Here is a 14,648-nt window from a genome sequence, read left to right on the forward strand (position 1 = left end):
TGCGGGGGGTGCGGGGTCCGGTTTCAGGGGGTTTTCCAGGTTGGCAGTTGCCGCATTATTCGGCAGCCAGTCCTTCCGTGAACTGAAGCCGCGCCAGCCGGGCATAGAGTCCATCGCCAGCCACAAGTTCCTCATGGGTGCCTTCCGCGACGATGCGGCCTTCCTCGAAGACCACGATCCGATCGGCCTTCTTCACCGTCGCCAGCCGGTGCGCGACGATTAGCGTGGTGCGGTCGGCCGACAGCTCCGCCACCGCCTGCTGCACCGCCCGCTCACTTTCCGCGTCAAGCGCGCTCGTGGCCTCATCGAGCAGCAGAACCGGCGCGTCGCGCAGGATCGCGCGGGCGATGGCGATGCGCTGTTTCTGCCCGCCCGACAGCATGATGCCGCGTTCGCCTACATAGGTGTCATACCCGTCAGGCAGCGCCATCAGGAACTCATGCGCGGCGGCGGCCTGCGCGGCGGCCTCGACCTCGGCATCCGTGGCATCGGGGCGCCCGAAGCGAATGTTTTCACGCGCGGAGGCAGCGAAGATCACCGGATCCTGCGGCACCAATGCCATAGCGTGGCGGAAGGTGGCGCGCTTCATCTCTTTCAGGTCGGTCCCATCAAAGGTGACGCGGCCCGAGATCGGGTCATAGAAGCGCAATAGAAGCTGGAAAATCGTGGACTTGCCCGCGCCGGACGGGCCGACAAGGGCCACGGTTTCGCCGGGATTGATGGTCAGGTTGATCCCATCAAGCGCCTGCTGATCGGGGCGCGTCGGGTAGTGGAACTGCACGTTTTCAAAGCGGATCGCGCCCCGGCCGCCTTGGGGCAGATCGCGTCCCTGCTCGGGATCGGCCACGCTGTCGCGCCCGGTCAGAAGCTCCACCAGCCGCTCGGTTGCACCGGCGGCGCGCTGCAACTCGCCCCAGATTTCCGACAGCGCGCCGACGGCCCCCGCGGTCATGATCGCGTAGATCAGGAACTGGATAAGCTCGCCGATGGACATGCCGCCGCCACGCACGTCGCGCGCCCCGATCCAGAGCACGCCGACAACGCCCGAAAAGATCAGCAGGATGACGATGACCGTCATCACGGCGCGGGTGCGGATGCGGGTCTTGGCGGCGTCGAAGCTGGCCTCTGTCACACGGTCGAATTCGCCCGCCGTAGGGCGTTCATTTGTAAAGGCCTGTACGGTCTGGACGGACAGCAGCGCCTCGCTGGCCTTGCCGGAGCTTTCTGCGATCCAGTCCTGGTTCTTGCGGGACAGCACCCGCAGGCGGCGGCCAAGCACCACGATGGGTACGATCACCACGGGCACGATCAGCAGCACGAGACCGGTCAGCTTGGGCGAGGAATAGAGCATCATCCCAAGCCCGCCGAGGAAGATCAGTGCATTCCTGAGCGCGATGGAGATGGACGAGCCGATAACGGACAGGATCAGCGTTGTATCGGTGGTGATGCGGGACAGTACCTCGCCGGTCATGATCCGCTCGAAAAAGGCGGGGCTCATGGAAATCATGCGGTCGAACACGGCCTTGCGGATATCCGCGATCACACGCTCGCCAAGCCGGGTGACAAGGTAGTAGCGCAGGCCAGTGCCGATGGCGAGCAGGCCAGCAAGGCCAAGCGCTGCAAGGAAATACTTGTCCAGCAGCGTCACGGCATCGGTCTCGAACCCATCCACGACCCGGCGCACCGCCAGCGGGATGGTCAGCGACACGGTGGCCGTCAGGACCAGTGCGGTCAGAGCGCCTGCCATCAGCCAGCGATAGGGCAGCATGAACGGCAAAAGCGCGCGGAGAGACCCGATGCGGCGCGATTTCTCACGCTCCTGTTCGCTGTTCATCGGCTGTGGCTGGCTGGAGCTGTCGGCCATTGTCGTGTCCGGTCCTGTTTCGCTTGAAACGGGATAGAACGCCACCGCCCCCGGCACAAGGCCCCGAGGTGATGCAAATCGGCGCGGCGCGGAAAGCCCCGACCACTCCTCCAAGGGCGGCCGTGGGCACCGCCCCCGAAGGCCGCTCAGCCGGTCGAACGGATCAGGGGCGCGCTCTGCCGAACAGGACCTGGGCGATGCTGGACAGAGTGAACAGGATGGCCGCGAGGCACACGATGGAAGGGCCGGTCGGCGTGTCCCATTCAAGCGAGGCTTGCAGGCCGCCAATGACGGCAAGCGCTCCGATCACGATCGCGGCAAGTGCCATGCGCTCGGGCGTTGTGGCGAAGGGACGCGCGGTGGCCGCCGGCACGATCAGCATCGCTGCAATCAGCAACACGCCCACCACCTTGATCGCCACCGCGACGACAAGCGCCAGCGCCAGGGTCAGGACCAGCTGTTCCCGCCTCGGGTCGATCCCGGCGGCAAAGGCCAGATCGGGGTTCAAGGTCGCTGTCAACAGCGCCGACCACCGCCACCACAGCAACATCAGCACCAATGTCGCGCCGCCCCAGATCACCGCGAGATCGGGGACGCCCACGGCAAGGATATCCCCAAAGAGATAGGCCATCAGGTCAACGCGCACGCCGTGCAGGAAGGATACCGCCACGAGGCCGAAGGCCAGCGCGGAATGGGCCAATACGCCCAGAAGCGTGTCCATCGCATAGCCTCGGTTCGACAGGCTGGACACCGTGAAGGCCATGAGCAGCGACACGACCAGCACCCCGCCAAACACGGATGTGTCGAAGGCCAGCGCCAGCGCAACGCCCAGAATCGCCGCATGGGCCGTGGCGTCACCGAAATAGGCCATGCGACGCCAGACCACGAAACAGCCAAGCGGTGCGGCGGCCAGAACAAGGCCAAGCCCCGCCAGAGTCGCGCGGACAAGGAAATCGTCAAGCAGGGTCATCGCAGCGCCCCCCGGCTTTGCGCAAGCGCGGCAAACCGATCCGCGTACCGCGCGATCCGATCCCGGTTCCAGTCGTTGGGAGTCATCCCCATCCGGGTGTGAACACAGGCTTCGAGATACTCGCGAAACTTGTAGCTGTCCGCACCTTCTCGGATCAGGGTCTCTGTATGGGCCAGATAATGATCATACTCATCCTGGATCCCGCTTCCGGCAACGCCGATCGGATCAAACTCGTTCCAGATCGCGCGGACCGCGTCGCGTAAAGGGTTTTGGCCCCGGGTCATTCCGCGGCCTCATGTGCGTGGTCAGGGTCATGATCATGGCTGTGATGATGTTCATGCCGGTAAAGCGCCAGCGCGCCGCCGGTGCCGGTGCCGAACAGCGCCCGGTATTCCGGGGCGGAGGCGACATGCTCGGGTTCCCCCTGACAGCAGACATGGCCGTTGAGACAGACCACCCGATCAGAGGCCGCCATGACCACATGCAATTCGTGGCTGACCATCAGAACCGCGCAGCCCAGATGGTCGCGCACCTCGGCGATCTTCTGGTAGAACGCAGCCGATCCGGGTTGATCCAGCCCTTGCGTCGCCTCATCGAGGATCAGCAACTCGGGTTTCGACAAAAGCGCGCGGGCCAAAAGCACCCGTTGGAACTGACCACCTGAAAGCCCTGACATCTGCCGTCGCGACAAGGCCCCTGCCCCGGCTTCGTCCAGCGCATCGCGAGCGGCGTCATCACGCACCTGCTGCGGCAGGTCGAGAAAGCGGCGCACGGTCATCGGCAATGTCGGGTCGATATGCAGCTTTTGCGGCACATACCCGATCCGCAGCCCCGGCTTGCAGGTGACCGCGCCTGCACTCGGCTCCACCGCGCCGATGATGGCCCGAAGCAGCGTCGATTTGCCGGACCCGTTCGGGCCGACGATGGTCACGATCTCGCCGGGGTCGATGGAGAAATCCACATGGTGCAGCACCGTTTGGCCGCCCAGTTGAACGTTCAGCCCGGACATTTCCACAAGGCTCATGCGGCATCTTTCTTCTGGCAGTTGGGGCAGACACCCTCGGCCTCGGTCACGGTGCGTTCGATCTTGAACCCCGTCTCGGCGGCAACGCGCCCCAGATTGCCCTTCGCAGGTTCGGCCATGCCCTCGGCCACGGAATTGCAGATCCGGCAGATCAGGAAAACCGGCGCGTGGTTTTCACCGGGATGGGTGCAGGCGGTAAAGGCATTGAGACGCTCGATCTTGTGGGCAAAGCCATGGGCCGTGAGGAAATCCAGTGCGCGATAAGCCACCGGCGGTTGCGAGCCGAGCCCCTCTGCGCGGAGTCGATCCAGGATTTCATAGGCCCCAAGTGCGCGATGCTCCTCCAGCAGAATCTCCAGCACCCGACGGCGCACCGGGGTCAGGTTCAGCCCCTGCTCCCTGCACTGTGCCTCGACCGCTTCCAGCCCGCCGGTGCGGCAGGCGGAATGGTCGTGGCTGTCGAATCCGATCGTGTCCATGGCTGGTTCCGTCTGCGGCGATTGGGGGGTTGATAGGTGATGTTATTACGTTTATCAAGCCACGTAATGTTATAAGATAACAATGGAGCTTCCATGCGATCTCTCGCCCTTATCCCGTCGCTTCTTTTGTCCAGTGCCGCGCTGGCGGACATTCCCTCCGTGGCCACGGATATCACCCCGGTTCACGGGCTGGTCTCCATGGTAATGGGCGATCTCGGCACGCCTGCGCTGCTGGTCGAACCCGGTGCCTCGCCACATGGCTACGCTTTGCGCCCGTCCCAGGCGGCAGCCTTGCAGGATGCGGATGCGGTGTTCTGGATCGGCCATGACCTGACCCCATGGCTGGACGACCCGCTGGACAGCCTCGCCCGCCAGGCCGTGGTGGTCGAGCTGCTGGACACCGAGGGCACCGTGGTGCACCAGTTCCGGGAAGATGCGGTATTCGCGCATGACGAGCATGACGAGCATGACGAGCATGACGAGCATGACGAGCATGACGAGCATGACGAGCATGACGAGCATGACGAGCATGACGAGCATGACGAGCATGACGAGCATGACGAGCATGACGAGCATGACGAGCATGACGAGCATGACGAGCATGATCGGGACGCGCAAGCCCTTGATGACCATGACGAACACGAAAATGACGACCATGAAGATGGGCATGACGGGCACGCCCATGACGGTGCCGATCCACATGCATGGCTCGACCCGGAAAACGCGGTGGTCTGGCTCGCGGCAATCGCCGAAACCCTGTCCGGCCTGGACCCGGACAATGCCGATACCTACCGGACCAATGCAGCGGCGGCACAGGCGGAAATCGCCGCTCTGAATACCGAAATCGCCACCCGGCTCGCCCCGGTCTCGAGCCGCAACTTTGTGGTATTCCACGATGCATTCCAGTATTTCGAGCAGCGGTTCAACCTGTCCAGCGCCGGGGCGATTTCCATGAGCGATGCCAGCAGCCCATCTGCGGCGCGCGTGGCCGAGATCCGGGATGCGGTTGCCGAACAGGACGTGGTCTGTGTCTTTTCCGAGCCGCAGTTCAACCCCGGCCTCGTCGCAACCGTTGCGGCTGGTGCGCAGCTGACAACCGCCATCATTGATCCTCTTGCGTCGGACCTTCCCCTCGGCGCAGGTTTCTACCCGGCCCTGATCCAAAGCATCGCGGCTTCGGTCGAGGGATGTCTGTCAGCACAGTAGTGCAAGGGCAACCGCGGGTTTCCAAGCAAACAGAACAGGTTCCGCCCCATACCCTATGGGGTGGAACATCTCTTGATCCAACAGATCGGGAACCTGGAGCGGGCGACGGGAATCGAACCCGTATCATCAGCTTGGAAGGCTGAGGTCTTACCATTACACAACGCCCGCTCAGCGTGATACGACTTATTGGATGGGCTTTCTGGCGTCAAGTACGCGGCGGGTAATCGAGAGGGAAAATCGATGACCAAACCTTTAGCCGTGATCATCGGGGTGGGTGACGGGCTTTCGGCGGCCCTGGCGCGCAACCTTGCGTCGGACCATGACCTGTCGCTGGCCGCGCGCAGCCCGGGCAAGATGCAGGTTTTGGCCCAAGAAACCGGGGCACGGACGGCACTTCTGGACGCCACGGATGAAGCGGCCGTCGCCGCCCTCTTCGCGGATCTGCCCTCGGCTCCTCGGGTGGTGATATACAACCCCTCCGCCCGGGCAAGAGGCCCGATTGCGGAGTTATCGGCCGACGAGGTCCGCCATGCCGTCGAGGTGACCGCCATCGGGGCCTTCCTCACCGGAAAACACGCCGCGAAACGCATGCTGGAGGCAGAAGAGATCGACGGCAAGAAAGGGACGATCCTCTTCACCGGTGCCTCTGCGGGGGTCAAAGGCTTTCCCCAATCGGCCCCGTTCGCCATGGGCAAGTTCGCGCAGCGTGGCCTTGCTGAAAGCATGGCGCGGGAGCTGCACCCGAAGGGCATTCATGTGGCCTGGGTAAATATCGACGGCATGATCCTGAACCCCGGCCGGTCAGAGCCGGACGACAAACCCGGATCCATGCTGAGACCCGAAGCCATCGCCCTCACCTACCGCCACCTGATCGACCAGGACCGCAGCACATGGACAAACGAGATCGCCGTGCGGCCCTGGGTCGAGCGGTTCTAGGGGAACCGGGGCGTCCGCGACGGCTTTGGTGGCTGGTGGACGTGACCAGTTTCCATACACCGAGACACCCACTCGGATCTGCCGACAAGTCACAAGCGAATAGTTGAAGCACGCTCTGGTGCATCAAATTCGGCGATCGTTGCGGATGGCACAGACCGGACCTTCACTGGCCGGTCGAGTACCGCATCGCAGCTTCGCCAGAACGGCCATTCGTCCACTTTTTAAACTCTTCGTAGGGTGAAGGTTGGCAGCTTGGACTTTGCGTTCATTGACGCATGAGATCGTGTTGATGGTCCATTCAGATCACCCCTGAGCGCACCGAGACAGTGTTTCCATCAATGAATGCGATGGCCAGCGTCTCGTCCTTCGCGAAAAGGGATCAATGACCCGTCAGGTTTTTGAACAGATGATGGACGCGGCCGGAGTACGCGCCAATGTCGTCATCGAGGTCGCGCGAGACACAATGCATGAGGCCATCCGGTCGGGTTTTGGAATCGGGGTCGTCAGCCTCGATGAAAGAGGCTCCGATCCTGCACTGCGATACATTTCATTCTCCGACGCATCGCCCGGCACAGAGAGCTACGCGTCGTGTATGAAAGAGCGTGCGAACGTCCGCGGCGTCAAGCTCTTCATGGACATTATCGGTGAACTCACCCCTTAGCCCTCATGGAGAGGTGCCCCAAATGTTTCTTGACGCGTTGCCCCTAAAACTGAGGCGAACTGGCCAACTTGGGGACAAGCGCGTTCAAGCGCGATGCGGTACGTTCACTGCCCGGCAGGGCATTGCGCCGAAAGGGAAAGGAAAAGGCCCGCCCGGCCCAGAGGTCCGAAATATTTGACATCTCGCCAATCAGCATCAATGCCAGGCATTTCTCAGGCGGCATCCCCAAGCGCCTGCTTCACCTCTCGCGCGATCAGGTCGCGCAACCAGGAGTGGATGGGTGACCGATGCGTGCGTTCGGTCCAGACCAGGGAGATATTGAATGGCGCAGGACAGGGGCAATCGACCATTTGAACCGATCCCCCCAAGGTTTCCCCGATGCGCCGGGGCACCGTCGAGATCAGATCCGTTCCCTCGATGATGCGATTCAACCCCGCAGGGCTTGGCACTGTTAGAACCTGGTTCAGGACATGTCCCAGCCGGTCGAGGTAACGCAGATAGCCCGACCGCCAGCCACCGCCATAGAGCACAACCGCATGACGCGCGGCGAGGTACGCTTCCAGTGTCAGGGGCGCATTGGCCAGCGGGTTTGCCGGGTCCATGATACAGACATAGCGTTCGGCCAACAGGTTGCGGCAGTAGAAGCCCGCCTGTTCCGTCATCAGAGGGCCGATCAACACCTCTGCCTCTCCCCGTTTTAGTTGCAGGTGGCCCTGCGAGATCGAGTTGATGGCTTCCACCCGAATATTCGGCGCCTCGTCCCGCAACCGCCGCATGACAAGCGGCAGGATCAACTGCCGCTCGTAGAAATTGCAGGCGATGGTAAAGGTATGCTCGGCTTCGGTGGGATCGAACGCCTCGGGCGTCGCCAGCCGCTCTATCTCCGAAAGCAGCGACTCCGCCGATACCGCGATGGCCGAGCAGCGTTCGGTGGCCTCTACCTGCGTGCCCTGGCGGAAGAACAGCTGATCGTCGAAGATACGGCGCAGTTTCTCGATCGTGTAACTGACCGCCGACTGGTTCACGCCAAGCACCTGCGCGGCAACCGAGAAGGACCGGTGTTCATGCACCAGCCGGAGGGTGCGCAGATCGGCGAAATCAATGTTCAGTGCTTTCATCTGCCAGCCTATCAATAAATTCGATCCAGTCGATCAAGTCCATTAAGTTGTTCGATCCGACAAGGCAAGATAAGCCGGGACGTACAGGACGCGAAGGGAGGATCTCGTCATGCCGCTGGCACCCGTCAATGACGCGGTGACGATCACGCAATTGATCGACAACCCCTATCCGTTCTATCGGCAGATGCGCGCAGACAGCCCGATCGTGTCGGTCAGGGCGGTTAACCGGGTGATGCTGACCAAAGCCGCCGACACCCGTGCCGTGAAGGACGATCCCGAAACCTGGTCCTCCGACGACCCCGATACCCCAATGAAACGCGCCTTCCATGCCCACACGCTGATGCGCAAGGATGGCGAAGAGCATCTGCGCGAACGAAATGCGATGATGCCCACCTTCTCGCCACGCAATCTGAAGACGCTCTGGGGACCGGCCTATGAAAAGCTGGCGGGCGAGTATCTGGACCGTCTGCCGAAGGGCGAGGTGGTCGACCTCTTCCCCACGCTGGCAGGCCCGCTGGCCGCCCGAATCCTTGCGGATATTCTGGGCCTGTCCGAGGCCAGCGACGACGATATGCAGTTCTGGTCGCAGGCGCTGATTGACGGGGCGGGAAATTTCGGCTGGTTCGATGAACCGTTCGAACGGGTAGACCGCGCTCATCTGGCGATGGATGCCCTGATGGAACAGAAGGCGGACTATTACCGCGCCAATCCCGATCAAACCGCGCTATCCGTGATGGTGAATGCCGACCATCCCATCGCGTGGAGCCAGATCGTCGCCAATATCAAGATCGCCATCGGCGGCGGCATCAACGAGCCGCGCGACGCTCTGCTGACGGTTCTTTACGGCCTGTTGACCAACCCCGACCAGTTGGACGAGATCAGGAGCACGGGTCAGTGGGGCTCTGCGTTCGAGGAAGCGATCCGGTGGGTCGCGCCCATTCAGGTCAGTTCCCGCCGCGCCACGCGTGACACACAGATCCGGGGCATCGACATCCCCGAGGGGACAGTGGTGATGACCTGTCAGGCGTCCTCCAACCATGACGAGGAGCTGTTCGAGGACGGACATCTTTTCAACGCCTTCCGGGCCCGCAACCCGCATCAGAGTTTCGGCTCTGGCCCGCATCACTGCATGGGCACCCATCTGGCGCGAATGATGCTGGGGAAGATCATGCTTCCAATGATCTTCGACCGCTTCCCGAACATGGAACTGGTGCAGCCCGAAACCGTGGTCTGGAAGGGCTTCGGCTTTCGCGGGCCGCTGAACCTGCCGGTCCGGCTGAACTGAACTCTGCAAGGATTGCCGAAATAATGCCAAGGCTCACCTTCATTGCATCGCAGGGAACATCCCGGACGGTTGACGCCCGGATCGGCGACAGTGCCATGCAGACCGCCCTGGCCCATGGAATCGACGGGATCACCGCCGAATGCGGCGGCGCCATGGCCTGCGCGACATGCCACGTGCATGTGGCGGATAAATGGGCAGACCGGGTAGGCCCGGCAGAAGACACCGAGGCGGATATGCTGGAATTTGCGGCAAGCACGGTGACCCCCACCAGCCGCCTGTCCTGCCAGATCACGGTGACGGAAGAACTCGACGGGCTGGTTCTGCACCTGCCCGACACGCAGATCTAGCGCCCCGCAGGGCACCAGATGCGTGACAACGTCAAGAATTCGCGGTTGACTGAACCGTGGAAAAGCTGGTCCGGTCAAGTTCCGAAAGCCAGCCACCAAAGGGAGGAAAGACATGAGAACCACCATCGCCATCGGCGCCTTCGCCGCTGTCATGGGGCTGGCCAGCAGCGTCAGCGCCCAGGACCACACGTTCCGCCTGCACCATCTGCTCAGCGCGCAGGCCCCGGCCCACACCCAGATGCTGGAACCCTGGGCCGCCCGCGTCGAGGAACTGTCCGGCGGGCAGGTCGATATCGAGATCTTCCCGGCCATGACCCTCGGCGGCCGTCCACCCGAACTGATCAGCCAGGCCCGTGACGGCGTCGTCGATCTGATCTGGACGGTGAACGGCTATACACCCGGTCTGTTCCCACGGACCGAGGTGTTCGAACTGCCCTTCGTCTACGTGAACGATCCCGTGGCCACCAATCTCGCCATGTACGACATGTTCGAAAGCGACCTGCGTCAGGAGTATCAGGGCGTTGAGGTGATGTTCCTGCATGTCCATGCCGGCCAGGGTATTCACATGGTCAACCGCGAGGTGCGCAGCCCCGCCGATCTGGATGGCCTTCGGATGCGCATTCCCACCCGCACGGGGGCATGGATCATCGAGGCGCTCGGCGCGACGCCCGTCGCCATGCCGGTGCCGGAACTGCCGCAGGCGCTGCAAACCGGTGTCGTGGATGGGGCCTTCATCCCGTGGGAAATCATCCCGCCGCTGCGCATTCAGGAACAGACCGAATACCAGATCGAAGGCGCCGACATGGCCCGCTTCGGCACAACGACCTTCCAGGTGTCGATGAATGCCGACCGCTGGAACAGCCTGCCCGACGATATCCAGGCCGCGTTCCGCGAGGCGTCTAACCGCGAATGGTGGGGCCATGTGGGCGAAATCTGGCGTGCCTCGGATGATTTCGGCATCAACATGGCAGTGAACGCGGGAAATACCCATGTCACCCTGACCGACGATGAAACCGCCGCATTCCAGGCCGCCCTGGAACCGGTCGTCGATCGCTGGATCGAAGAGGTGTCCAGCATGGGCATCGACGGCGCCGCACTGGTCGAGCATGCCCGCGCCGCCATCGCCGCCAACGCTTCCGACATGTGATGGAGGCGGTTGCCCAGGATACCCGTCGCACCGGATGGACCGGTGCGGCGGAAACCGTGATCACCACCTGGGCCATCTTGGGTGGGGTCATGGTGCTGGCCGTCGTGCTGATGAATGTCTGGTCCGTGGTCAGCGCGCTGGCCTTCTGGGAAATCCTGTTTCCCGAGGCGGCCATCACCTTTCAGGGCGACTTCGAACTGACCCAGATGGGCATCGCCATCGCGGCATTCGCCTTCCTGCCCTATTGCCAGATCTCGGGCGCCAATGTCAGCGCCGATATCTTCACCTCGCGCGCCTCGCCCCTCTGGATCGCCATCTTCGCGCTGGTTGCGTCGGTCGTGGCCCTGATCTTCGGTATTCTGCTGCTCTACGCGATGTATGGCGGCATGCTGAGCCAGCGCCAGTACAACTATACCACCGCCATCTTGCAGGTGCCGATCTGGTGGGCCTACCTGCCTTGTCTTCTGTCGCTGGCTCTGCTGGCATTGGCTTCGTTCATCACGCTCATCGAAAACCTCGGCAAGACGACCCGGGGCGGGAACTGACACCCTATGCTTGATCCCATCACCCTTGGGCTGGTCAGCCTGGTCGTTCTGATCCTGCTGATCGCAATGCGTATGCCGATCGCCTATGCGATGATCCTTGTCGGAGGTATCGGCACGGTCCTGATGAACGGGCCGTTCACGGTTCTGAACCAGCTCAAGACGCTGGCCTATGGACAGTTTTCCAATTACGGGCTGTCAGTGGTGCCGATGTTCGTGCTGATGGGGGCCATCGCATCGCGCGTCGGTCTGTCCAAGGCACTGTTCCGGGGCGCGAATGCCTGGCTGGGATGGGCACCGGGCGGCACCGCCATGGCCGCCATCGCAGGCTGCGCGGGCTTTGGCGCGGTGTCGGGATCGTCGCTGGCCACAGCCTCGACCATGGGCCGCATCGCCTTGCCGGAGCTCAAGCGCTTCAACTATTCGGGGTCGCTGGCCACCGGGTCGCTCGCGGCAGGCGGCGTGCTTGGCATCCTCATTCCGCCCTCGGTCGTGCTGATCATCTATTCGATCATCGTCGAGGCCAATATCGTAACGATGTTCATGGCCGCGATGATCCCCGGCATCATGGCGGTATTCTTCTTCCTCGTTACCATCCTTCTCTACGTGCTGATCCGGCCAGAGGCAGGCCCCAAGGGTGGCGCGACTGACCGGGCCGAATTCATCGCCGCCACGCTTGGCGTCCTGCCCGTGGTCGGTATTTTCGCCCTCGTCCTCGGCGGTATCTATGGCGGGTTCTACAACCCCACCCCCGGCGCGGCCATGGGGGTGTTTCTGGTGGCGGTCTACGGGCTGGCACGGCGCAGCCTGTCCTGGGCCGATACCATCGACAGCCTCAAGGAAACCGCACAGACCACCGGCATGATCTACCTGATCCTTCTGGGGGCGGAACTGATGAAGATCTTCATGTCCCGCATCCGGATGCCGCAGGCCACGGCGGAATGGATCTCCAGTTCCGGCCTTGAACCGATGACGGTGCTGATCCTGCTTCTGATCGCGCTCGTGCTTCTGGGCTGCCTGATGGATTCGCTGTCGATGATCCTGCTGGTCATCCCGTTCTTCTGGCCGGTGCTGGTCGAGCTCAATGGCGGGCTTTACGCCTTCGGCCCCGATACCGGCTTCGGGATGAGCACGGAGGAGCTGAAGATCTGGTTCGGGATACTGGCGTTGATTGTGGTCGAGCTGGGGCTGATCACGCCCCCCGTGGGAATGAACGTCTTCGTCATATCGGCGCTCGCCAAGGACACCCCGATGATCGACACATTCAAGGGCGTCATGCCCTTCTTCGGGGCCGAGATCGTGCGCGTCGTGGTGCTGATCATGTTCCCGGCGATTGTTCTCTGGCTGCCTTCGGTGTTGTAGCGCGGGGGTGCATGTCCCCCGTTTACCCCGCTGGAAAAATGGGGAACTCTGCCAGAAACGGCGAGGGGCTTGCAGATGAAAGACTACGGACAGTTCGACTACGTGATCGTGGGCGCGGGCACGGCGGGCTGTGTTCTGGCCAATCGCCTGTCCGAAGACCCGCGCGTCAGCGTTCTGCTGCTGGAGGCCGGGGGCCGGGACAACTACATCTGGGTCAAGATCCCGGTGGGCTACCTCTATTGCATCGGCAACCCGCGGACCGACTGGATGTTCCAGACCGAGGCGGAACCGGGCCTTGGCGGGCGGTCGATCCTCTACCCGCGCGGGCGCATTCTAGGCGGATGTTCGGCGATCAACGGCATGATCTACATGCGCGGACAGGCCCGCGATTATGACCAGTGGCGGCAGATGGGCAATGCCGGTTGGGGCTGGGACGATGTGCTGCCCTATTTTCTGAAATCCGAGGATCACTTCGCCGGTGCAAGCGAGCACCACGGCGCAGGTGGCGAATGGCGGGTGGAACAGCCCCGGCTGAGCTGGGAGATCCTCGACCGGTTCGCAGACGCCGCCGAGGCCGCGGGCATCCCGCGCACCGACGATTTCAACCGGGGCAACAACGAAGGCGTGGGCTATTTCCAGGTCAACCAGCGGCGCGGCTGGCGCTGGTCCACGGCGCGCGGATTTCTGCGGCCTGCCAACGACCGGCAGAACCTGACCGTGCTGACCGGCGCGCAGGCGCAGGGGCTGATGCTGGAGGGTCGCAAGGCCACCGGCATCCGCTTCCTCAAGGACGGTCAGCCCGCGATGGCGAAAGCGGGGCGAGAGGTGATCCTGTCGGCAGGTGCGATCGGGTCGCCGCAGATCATGATGTTGTCGGGGATCGGGCCGGGGCAGCATCTTCAGGATCACGGGATCGCCGTGGCACATGACATGGAAGGCGTCGGCGGCAACCTGCAGGACCATCTGCAATTGCGCCTGTCCTACCGGGTGGAAGGCGTGAAGACGCTGAACCAGATGGCCTCCACCCTTTTCGGCAAGGCCAGGATCGGGCTGGACTATGCGCTGAGACGCCGGGGACCGATGTCGATGGCGCCCTCTCAACTCGGGGCCTTTGCCAAGTCGGATCCCGCGCTGGAAACACCCGATCTGGAATATCACGTCCAGCCGCTGTCCCTGCCAAAATTCGGCGAGGATCTGGACCCGTTCCCGGCCTTCACCGCGTCTGTCTGCAACCTCAGGCCCGGGTCACGCGGCGACGTTCGGCTGAAATCCCCCGATCCGAAGGACGCCCCCGCGATCCGGCCCAATTACCTGTCTACCGAGGCCGACCGGATCACCGCCGCGCGGTCCATCGCGCTGACCCGCCGGATCGTGGCACAGGCCCCGCTGGCGCAGTTCAAGCCTCGGGAAATCCGGCCCGGCCCCGAATACGTGTCCGAGGCCGAGCTAATCGAGGCCGCAGGCCAGATCGGCACGACCATTTTCCACCCCGTGGGCACCGCCCGCATGGGCCACGACCCCGGCGCGGTCGTGGATGCACGGCTGAAGGTCCACGGGATGGACGGGCTGCGCGTCGTCGATGCTTCGATCATGCCGACGATCACCTCGGGCAACACCAATTCGCCCACGGTCATGATCGCCGAAAAGGCCGCTGACATGATCCGCTCGGATCGCTGAGCGGATCGCGATCACAGGCAGCGTCCGGGA

15 protein-coding genes and 1 tRNA gene are annotated in these 14,648 nt (G+C 63.0%); 9 read left to right on the top strand and 7 right to left on the bottom strand.

The window, feature by feature from the left end; all coding sequences use genetic code 11:
• Positions 1–55: 55 nt before the first annotated feature.
• The 5 genes from ACOOEX_RS12850 to ACOOEX_RS12870 all read right to left on the bottom strand — a co-directional run bounded on the left by ACOOEX_RS12850 (position 56) and on the right by ACOOEX_RS12870 (position 4,337).
• Entirely contained in the window at positions 56–1,864 is a 1,809-nt protein-coding gene (locus ACOOEX_RS12850; RefSeq protein WP_420395201.1) for an ABC transporter transmembrane domain-containing protein, read from the bottom strand.
• A 163-nt stretch (positions 1,865–2,027) separates the two neighbouring features.
• Complete coding sequence (locus ACOOEX_RS12855; RefSeq protein WP_420395202.1) at positions 2,028–2,834, bottom strand: metal ABC transporter permease; 807 nt, start codon at positions 2,832–2,834, stop codon at positions 2,028–2,030.
• Positions 2,831–3,118, bottom strand: coding sequence for a hypothetical protein (locus ACOOEX_RS12860; protein WP_420395203.1), 288 nt, complete (start codon positions 3,116–3,118; stop codon positions 2,831–2,833). Before ACOOEX_RS12860 ends, ACOOEX_RS12855 begins: the two co-directional genes overlap by 4 nt.
• Positions 3,115–3,858, bottom strand: coding sequence for a metal ABC transporter ATP-binding protein (locus tag ACOOEX_RS12865; RefSeq protein WP_420395204.1), 744 nt, complete (start codon positions 3,856–3,858; stop codon positions 3,115–3,117). Before ACOOEX_RS12865 ends, ACOOEX_RS12860 begins: the two co-directional genes overlap by 4 nt.
• Complete coding sequence (locus tag ACOOEX_RS12870) at positions 3,855–4,337, bottom strand: Fur family transcriptional regulator (RefSeq protein WP_306045348.1); 483 nt, start codon at positions 4,335–4,337, stop codon at positions 3,855–3,857. Before ACOOEX_RS12870 ends, ACOOEX_RS12865 begins: the two co-directional genes overlap by 4 nt.
• A 93-nt stretch (positions 4,338–4,430) precedes the next feature.
• Here ACOOEX_RS12870 and ACOOEX_RS12875 point away from each other — a divergent pair, with 93 nt between their 5' ends.
• Positions 4,431–5,543 carry a zinc ABC transporter substrate-binding protein gene (locus ACOOEX_RS12875; RefSeq protein ID WP_420395205.1) on the top strand — a complete coding sequence of 371 codons (1,113 nt, stop codon included), beginning with the start codon at positions 4,431–4,433 and terminating at the stop codon, positions 5,541–5,543.
• A 94-nt stretch (positions 5,544–5,637) separates the two neighbouring features.
• On the opposite strand, the gene ACOOEX_RS12880 is transcribed toward ACOOEX_RS12875, so the two are convergent.
• Positions 5,638–5,711, bottom strand: a tRNA-Gly gene (locus ACOOEX_RS12880).
• Positions 5,712–5,783: 72 nt separating this feature from the next.
• On the opposite strand from ACOOEX_RS12880, the gene ACOOEX_RS12885 reads away from it, so the two are divergent.
• Positions 5,784–6,479 (top strand): SDR family NAD(P)-dependent oxidoreductase, encoded by a 696-nt coding sequence (locus tag ACOOEX_RS12885; RefSeq protein ID WP_420395206.1) that lies wholly within the window; start codon positions 5,784–5,786, stop codon positions 6,477–6,479.
• A gap of 334 nt (positions 6,480–6,813) precedes the next feature.
• Entirely contained in the window at positions 6,814–7,140 is a 327-nt protein-coding gene (locus ACOOEX_RS12890; protein WP_420398372.1) for a LysR family transcriptional regulator substrate-binding protein, read from the top strand.
• A 212-nt stretch (positions 7,141–7,352) separates the two neighbouring features.
• Here the strand turns inward: ACOOEX_RS12890 and ACOOEX_RS12895 are convergent, their stop codons facing one another.
• Positions 7,353–8,258 carry a LysR family transcriptional regulator gene (locus ACOOEX_RS12895; protein WP_420395207.1) on the bottom strand — a complete coding sequence of 302 codons (906 nt, stop codon included), beginning with the start codon at positions 8,256–8,258 and terminating at the stop codon, positions 7,353–7,355.
• 109 nt (positions 8,259–8,367) lie between these two features.
• On the opposite strand from ACOOEX_RS12895, the gene ACOOEX_RS12900 reads away from it, so the two are divergent.
• The 6 genes from ACOOEX_RS12900 to ACOOEX_RS12925 all read left to right on the top strand — a co-directional run bounded on the left by ACOOEX_RS12900 (position 8,368) and on the right by ACOOEX_RS12925 (position 14,618).
• Positions 8,368–9,543, top strand: a complete 1,176-nt coding sequence (locus tag ACOOEX_RS12900) for a cytochrome P450 (RefSeq protein ID WP_420395208.1) — start codon at positions 8,368–8,370, stop codon at positions 9,541–9,543.
• A 23-nt stretch (positions 9,544–9,566) separates the two neighbouring features.
• Positions 9,567–9,890, top strand: coding sequence for a 2Fe-2S iron-sulfur cluster-binding protein (locus ACOOEX_RS12905; RefSeq protein ID WP_420395209.1), 324 nt, complete (start codon positions 9,567–9,569; stop codon positions 9,888–9,890).
• A 112-nt stretch (positions 9,891–10,002) separates the two neighbouring features.
• Positions 10,003–11,037 carry a TRAP transporter substrate-binding protein gene (locus ACOOEX_RS12910; RefSeq protein WP_420395210.1) on the top strand — a complete coding sequence of 345 codons (1,035 nt, stop codon included), beginning with the start codon at positions 10,003–10,005 and terminating at the stop codon, positions 11,035–11,037.
• A complete protein-coding gene (locus tag ACOOEX_RS12915) occupies positions 11,037–11,582 on the top strand; it encodes a TRAP transporter small permease (RefSeq protein WP_306045331.1) in 546 nt (181 codons plus the stop codon). Before ACOOEX_RS12910 ends, ACOOEX_RS12915 begins: the two co-directional genes overlap by 1 nt.
• A 6-nt stretch (positions 11,583–11,588) precedes the next feature.
• Positions 11,589–12,941 carry a TRAP transporter large permease gene (locus tag ACOOEX_RS12920; RefSeq protein ID WP_420395211.1) on the top strand — a complete coding sequence of 451 codons (1,353 nt, stop codon included), beginning with the start codon at positions 11,589–11,591 and terminating at the stop codon, positions 12,939–12,941.
• A 75-nt stretch (positions 12,942–13,016) separates the two neighbouring features.
• The gene (locus ACOOEX_RS12925) at positions 13,017–14,618 is read left to right on the top strand and encodes a GMC family oxidoreductase (protein WP_420395212.1); all 1,602 of its coding nucleotides are present in this window, start codon (positions 13,017–13,019) and stop codon (positions 14,616–14,618) included.
• Positions 14,619–14,648 lie beyond the last annotated feature (30 nt).

The organism is Nioella sp., from assembly GCF_965215655.1.
GTDB lineage: Bacteria > Pseudomonadota > Alphaproteobacteria > Rhodobacterales > Rhodobacteraceae > Nioella.

Coding starts and splice junctions, on each gene's coding strand:
- ACOOEX_RS12850 (WP_420395201.1), bottom strand. CDS start 1,864: ATGGCCGACAGCTCCAGCCAGCCACAGCCGATGAACAGCGAACAGGAG.
- ACOOEX_RS12855 (WP_420395202.1), bottom strand. CDS start 2,834: ATGACCCTGCTTGACGATTTCCTTGTCCGCGCGACTCTGGCGGGGCTT.
- ACOOEX_RS12860 (WP_420395203.1), bottom strand. CDS start 3,118: ATGACCCGGGGCCAAAACCCTTTACGCGACGCGGTCCGCGCGATCTGG.
- ACOOEX_RS12865 (WP_420395204.1), bottom strand. CDS start 3,858: ATGAGCCTTGTGGAAATGTCCGGGCTGAACGTTCAACTGGGCGGCCAA.
- ACOOEX_RS12870 (WP_306045348.1), bottom strand. CDS start 4,337: ATGGACACGATCGGATTCGACAGCCACGACCATTCCGCCTGCCGCACC.
- ACOOEX_RS12875 (WP_420395205.1), top strand. CDS start 4,431: ATGCGATCTCTCGCCCTTATCCCGTCGCTTCTTTTGTCCAGTGCCGCG.
- ACOOEX_RS12885 (WP_420395206.1), top strand. CDS start 5,784: ATGACCAAACCTTTAGCCGTGATCATCGGGGTGGGTGACGGGCTTTCG.
- ACOOEX_RS12895 (WP_420395207.1), bottom strand. CDS start 8,258: ATGAAAGCACTGAACATTGATTTCGCCGATCTGCGCACCCTCCGGCTG.
- ACOOEX_RS12900 (WP_420395208.1), top strand. CDS start 8,368: ATGCCGCTGGCACCCGTCAATGACGCGGTGACGATCACGCAATTGATC.
- ACOOEX_RS12905 (WP_420395209.1), top strand. CDS start 9,567: ATGCCAAGGCTCACCTTCATTGCATCGCAGGGAACATCCCGGACGGTT.
- ACOOEX_RS12910 (WP_420395210.1), top strand. CDS start 10,003: ATGAGAACCACCATCGCCATCGGCGCCTTCGCCGCTGTCATGGGGCTG.
- ACOOEX_RS12915 (WP_306045331.1), top strand. CDS start 11,037: ATGGAGGCGGTTGCCCAGGATACCCGTCGCACCGGATGGACCGGTGCG.
- ACOOEX_RS12920 (WP_420395211.1), top strand. CDS start 11,589: ATGCTTGATCCCATCACCCTTGGGCTGGTCAGCCTGGTCGTTCTGATC.
- ACOOEX_RS12925 (WP_420395212.1), top strand. CDS start 13,017: ATGAAAGACTACGGACAGTTCGACTACGTGATCGTGGGCGCGGGCACG.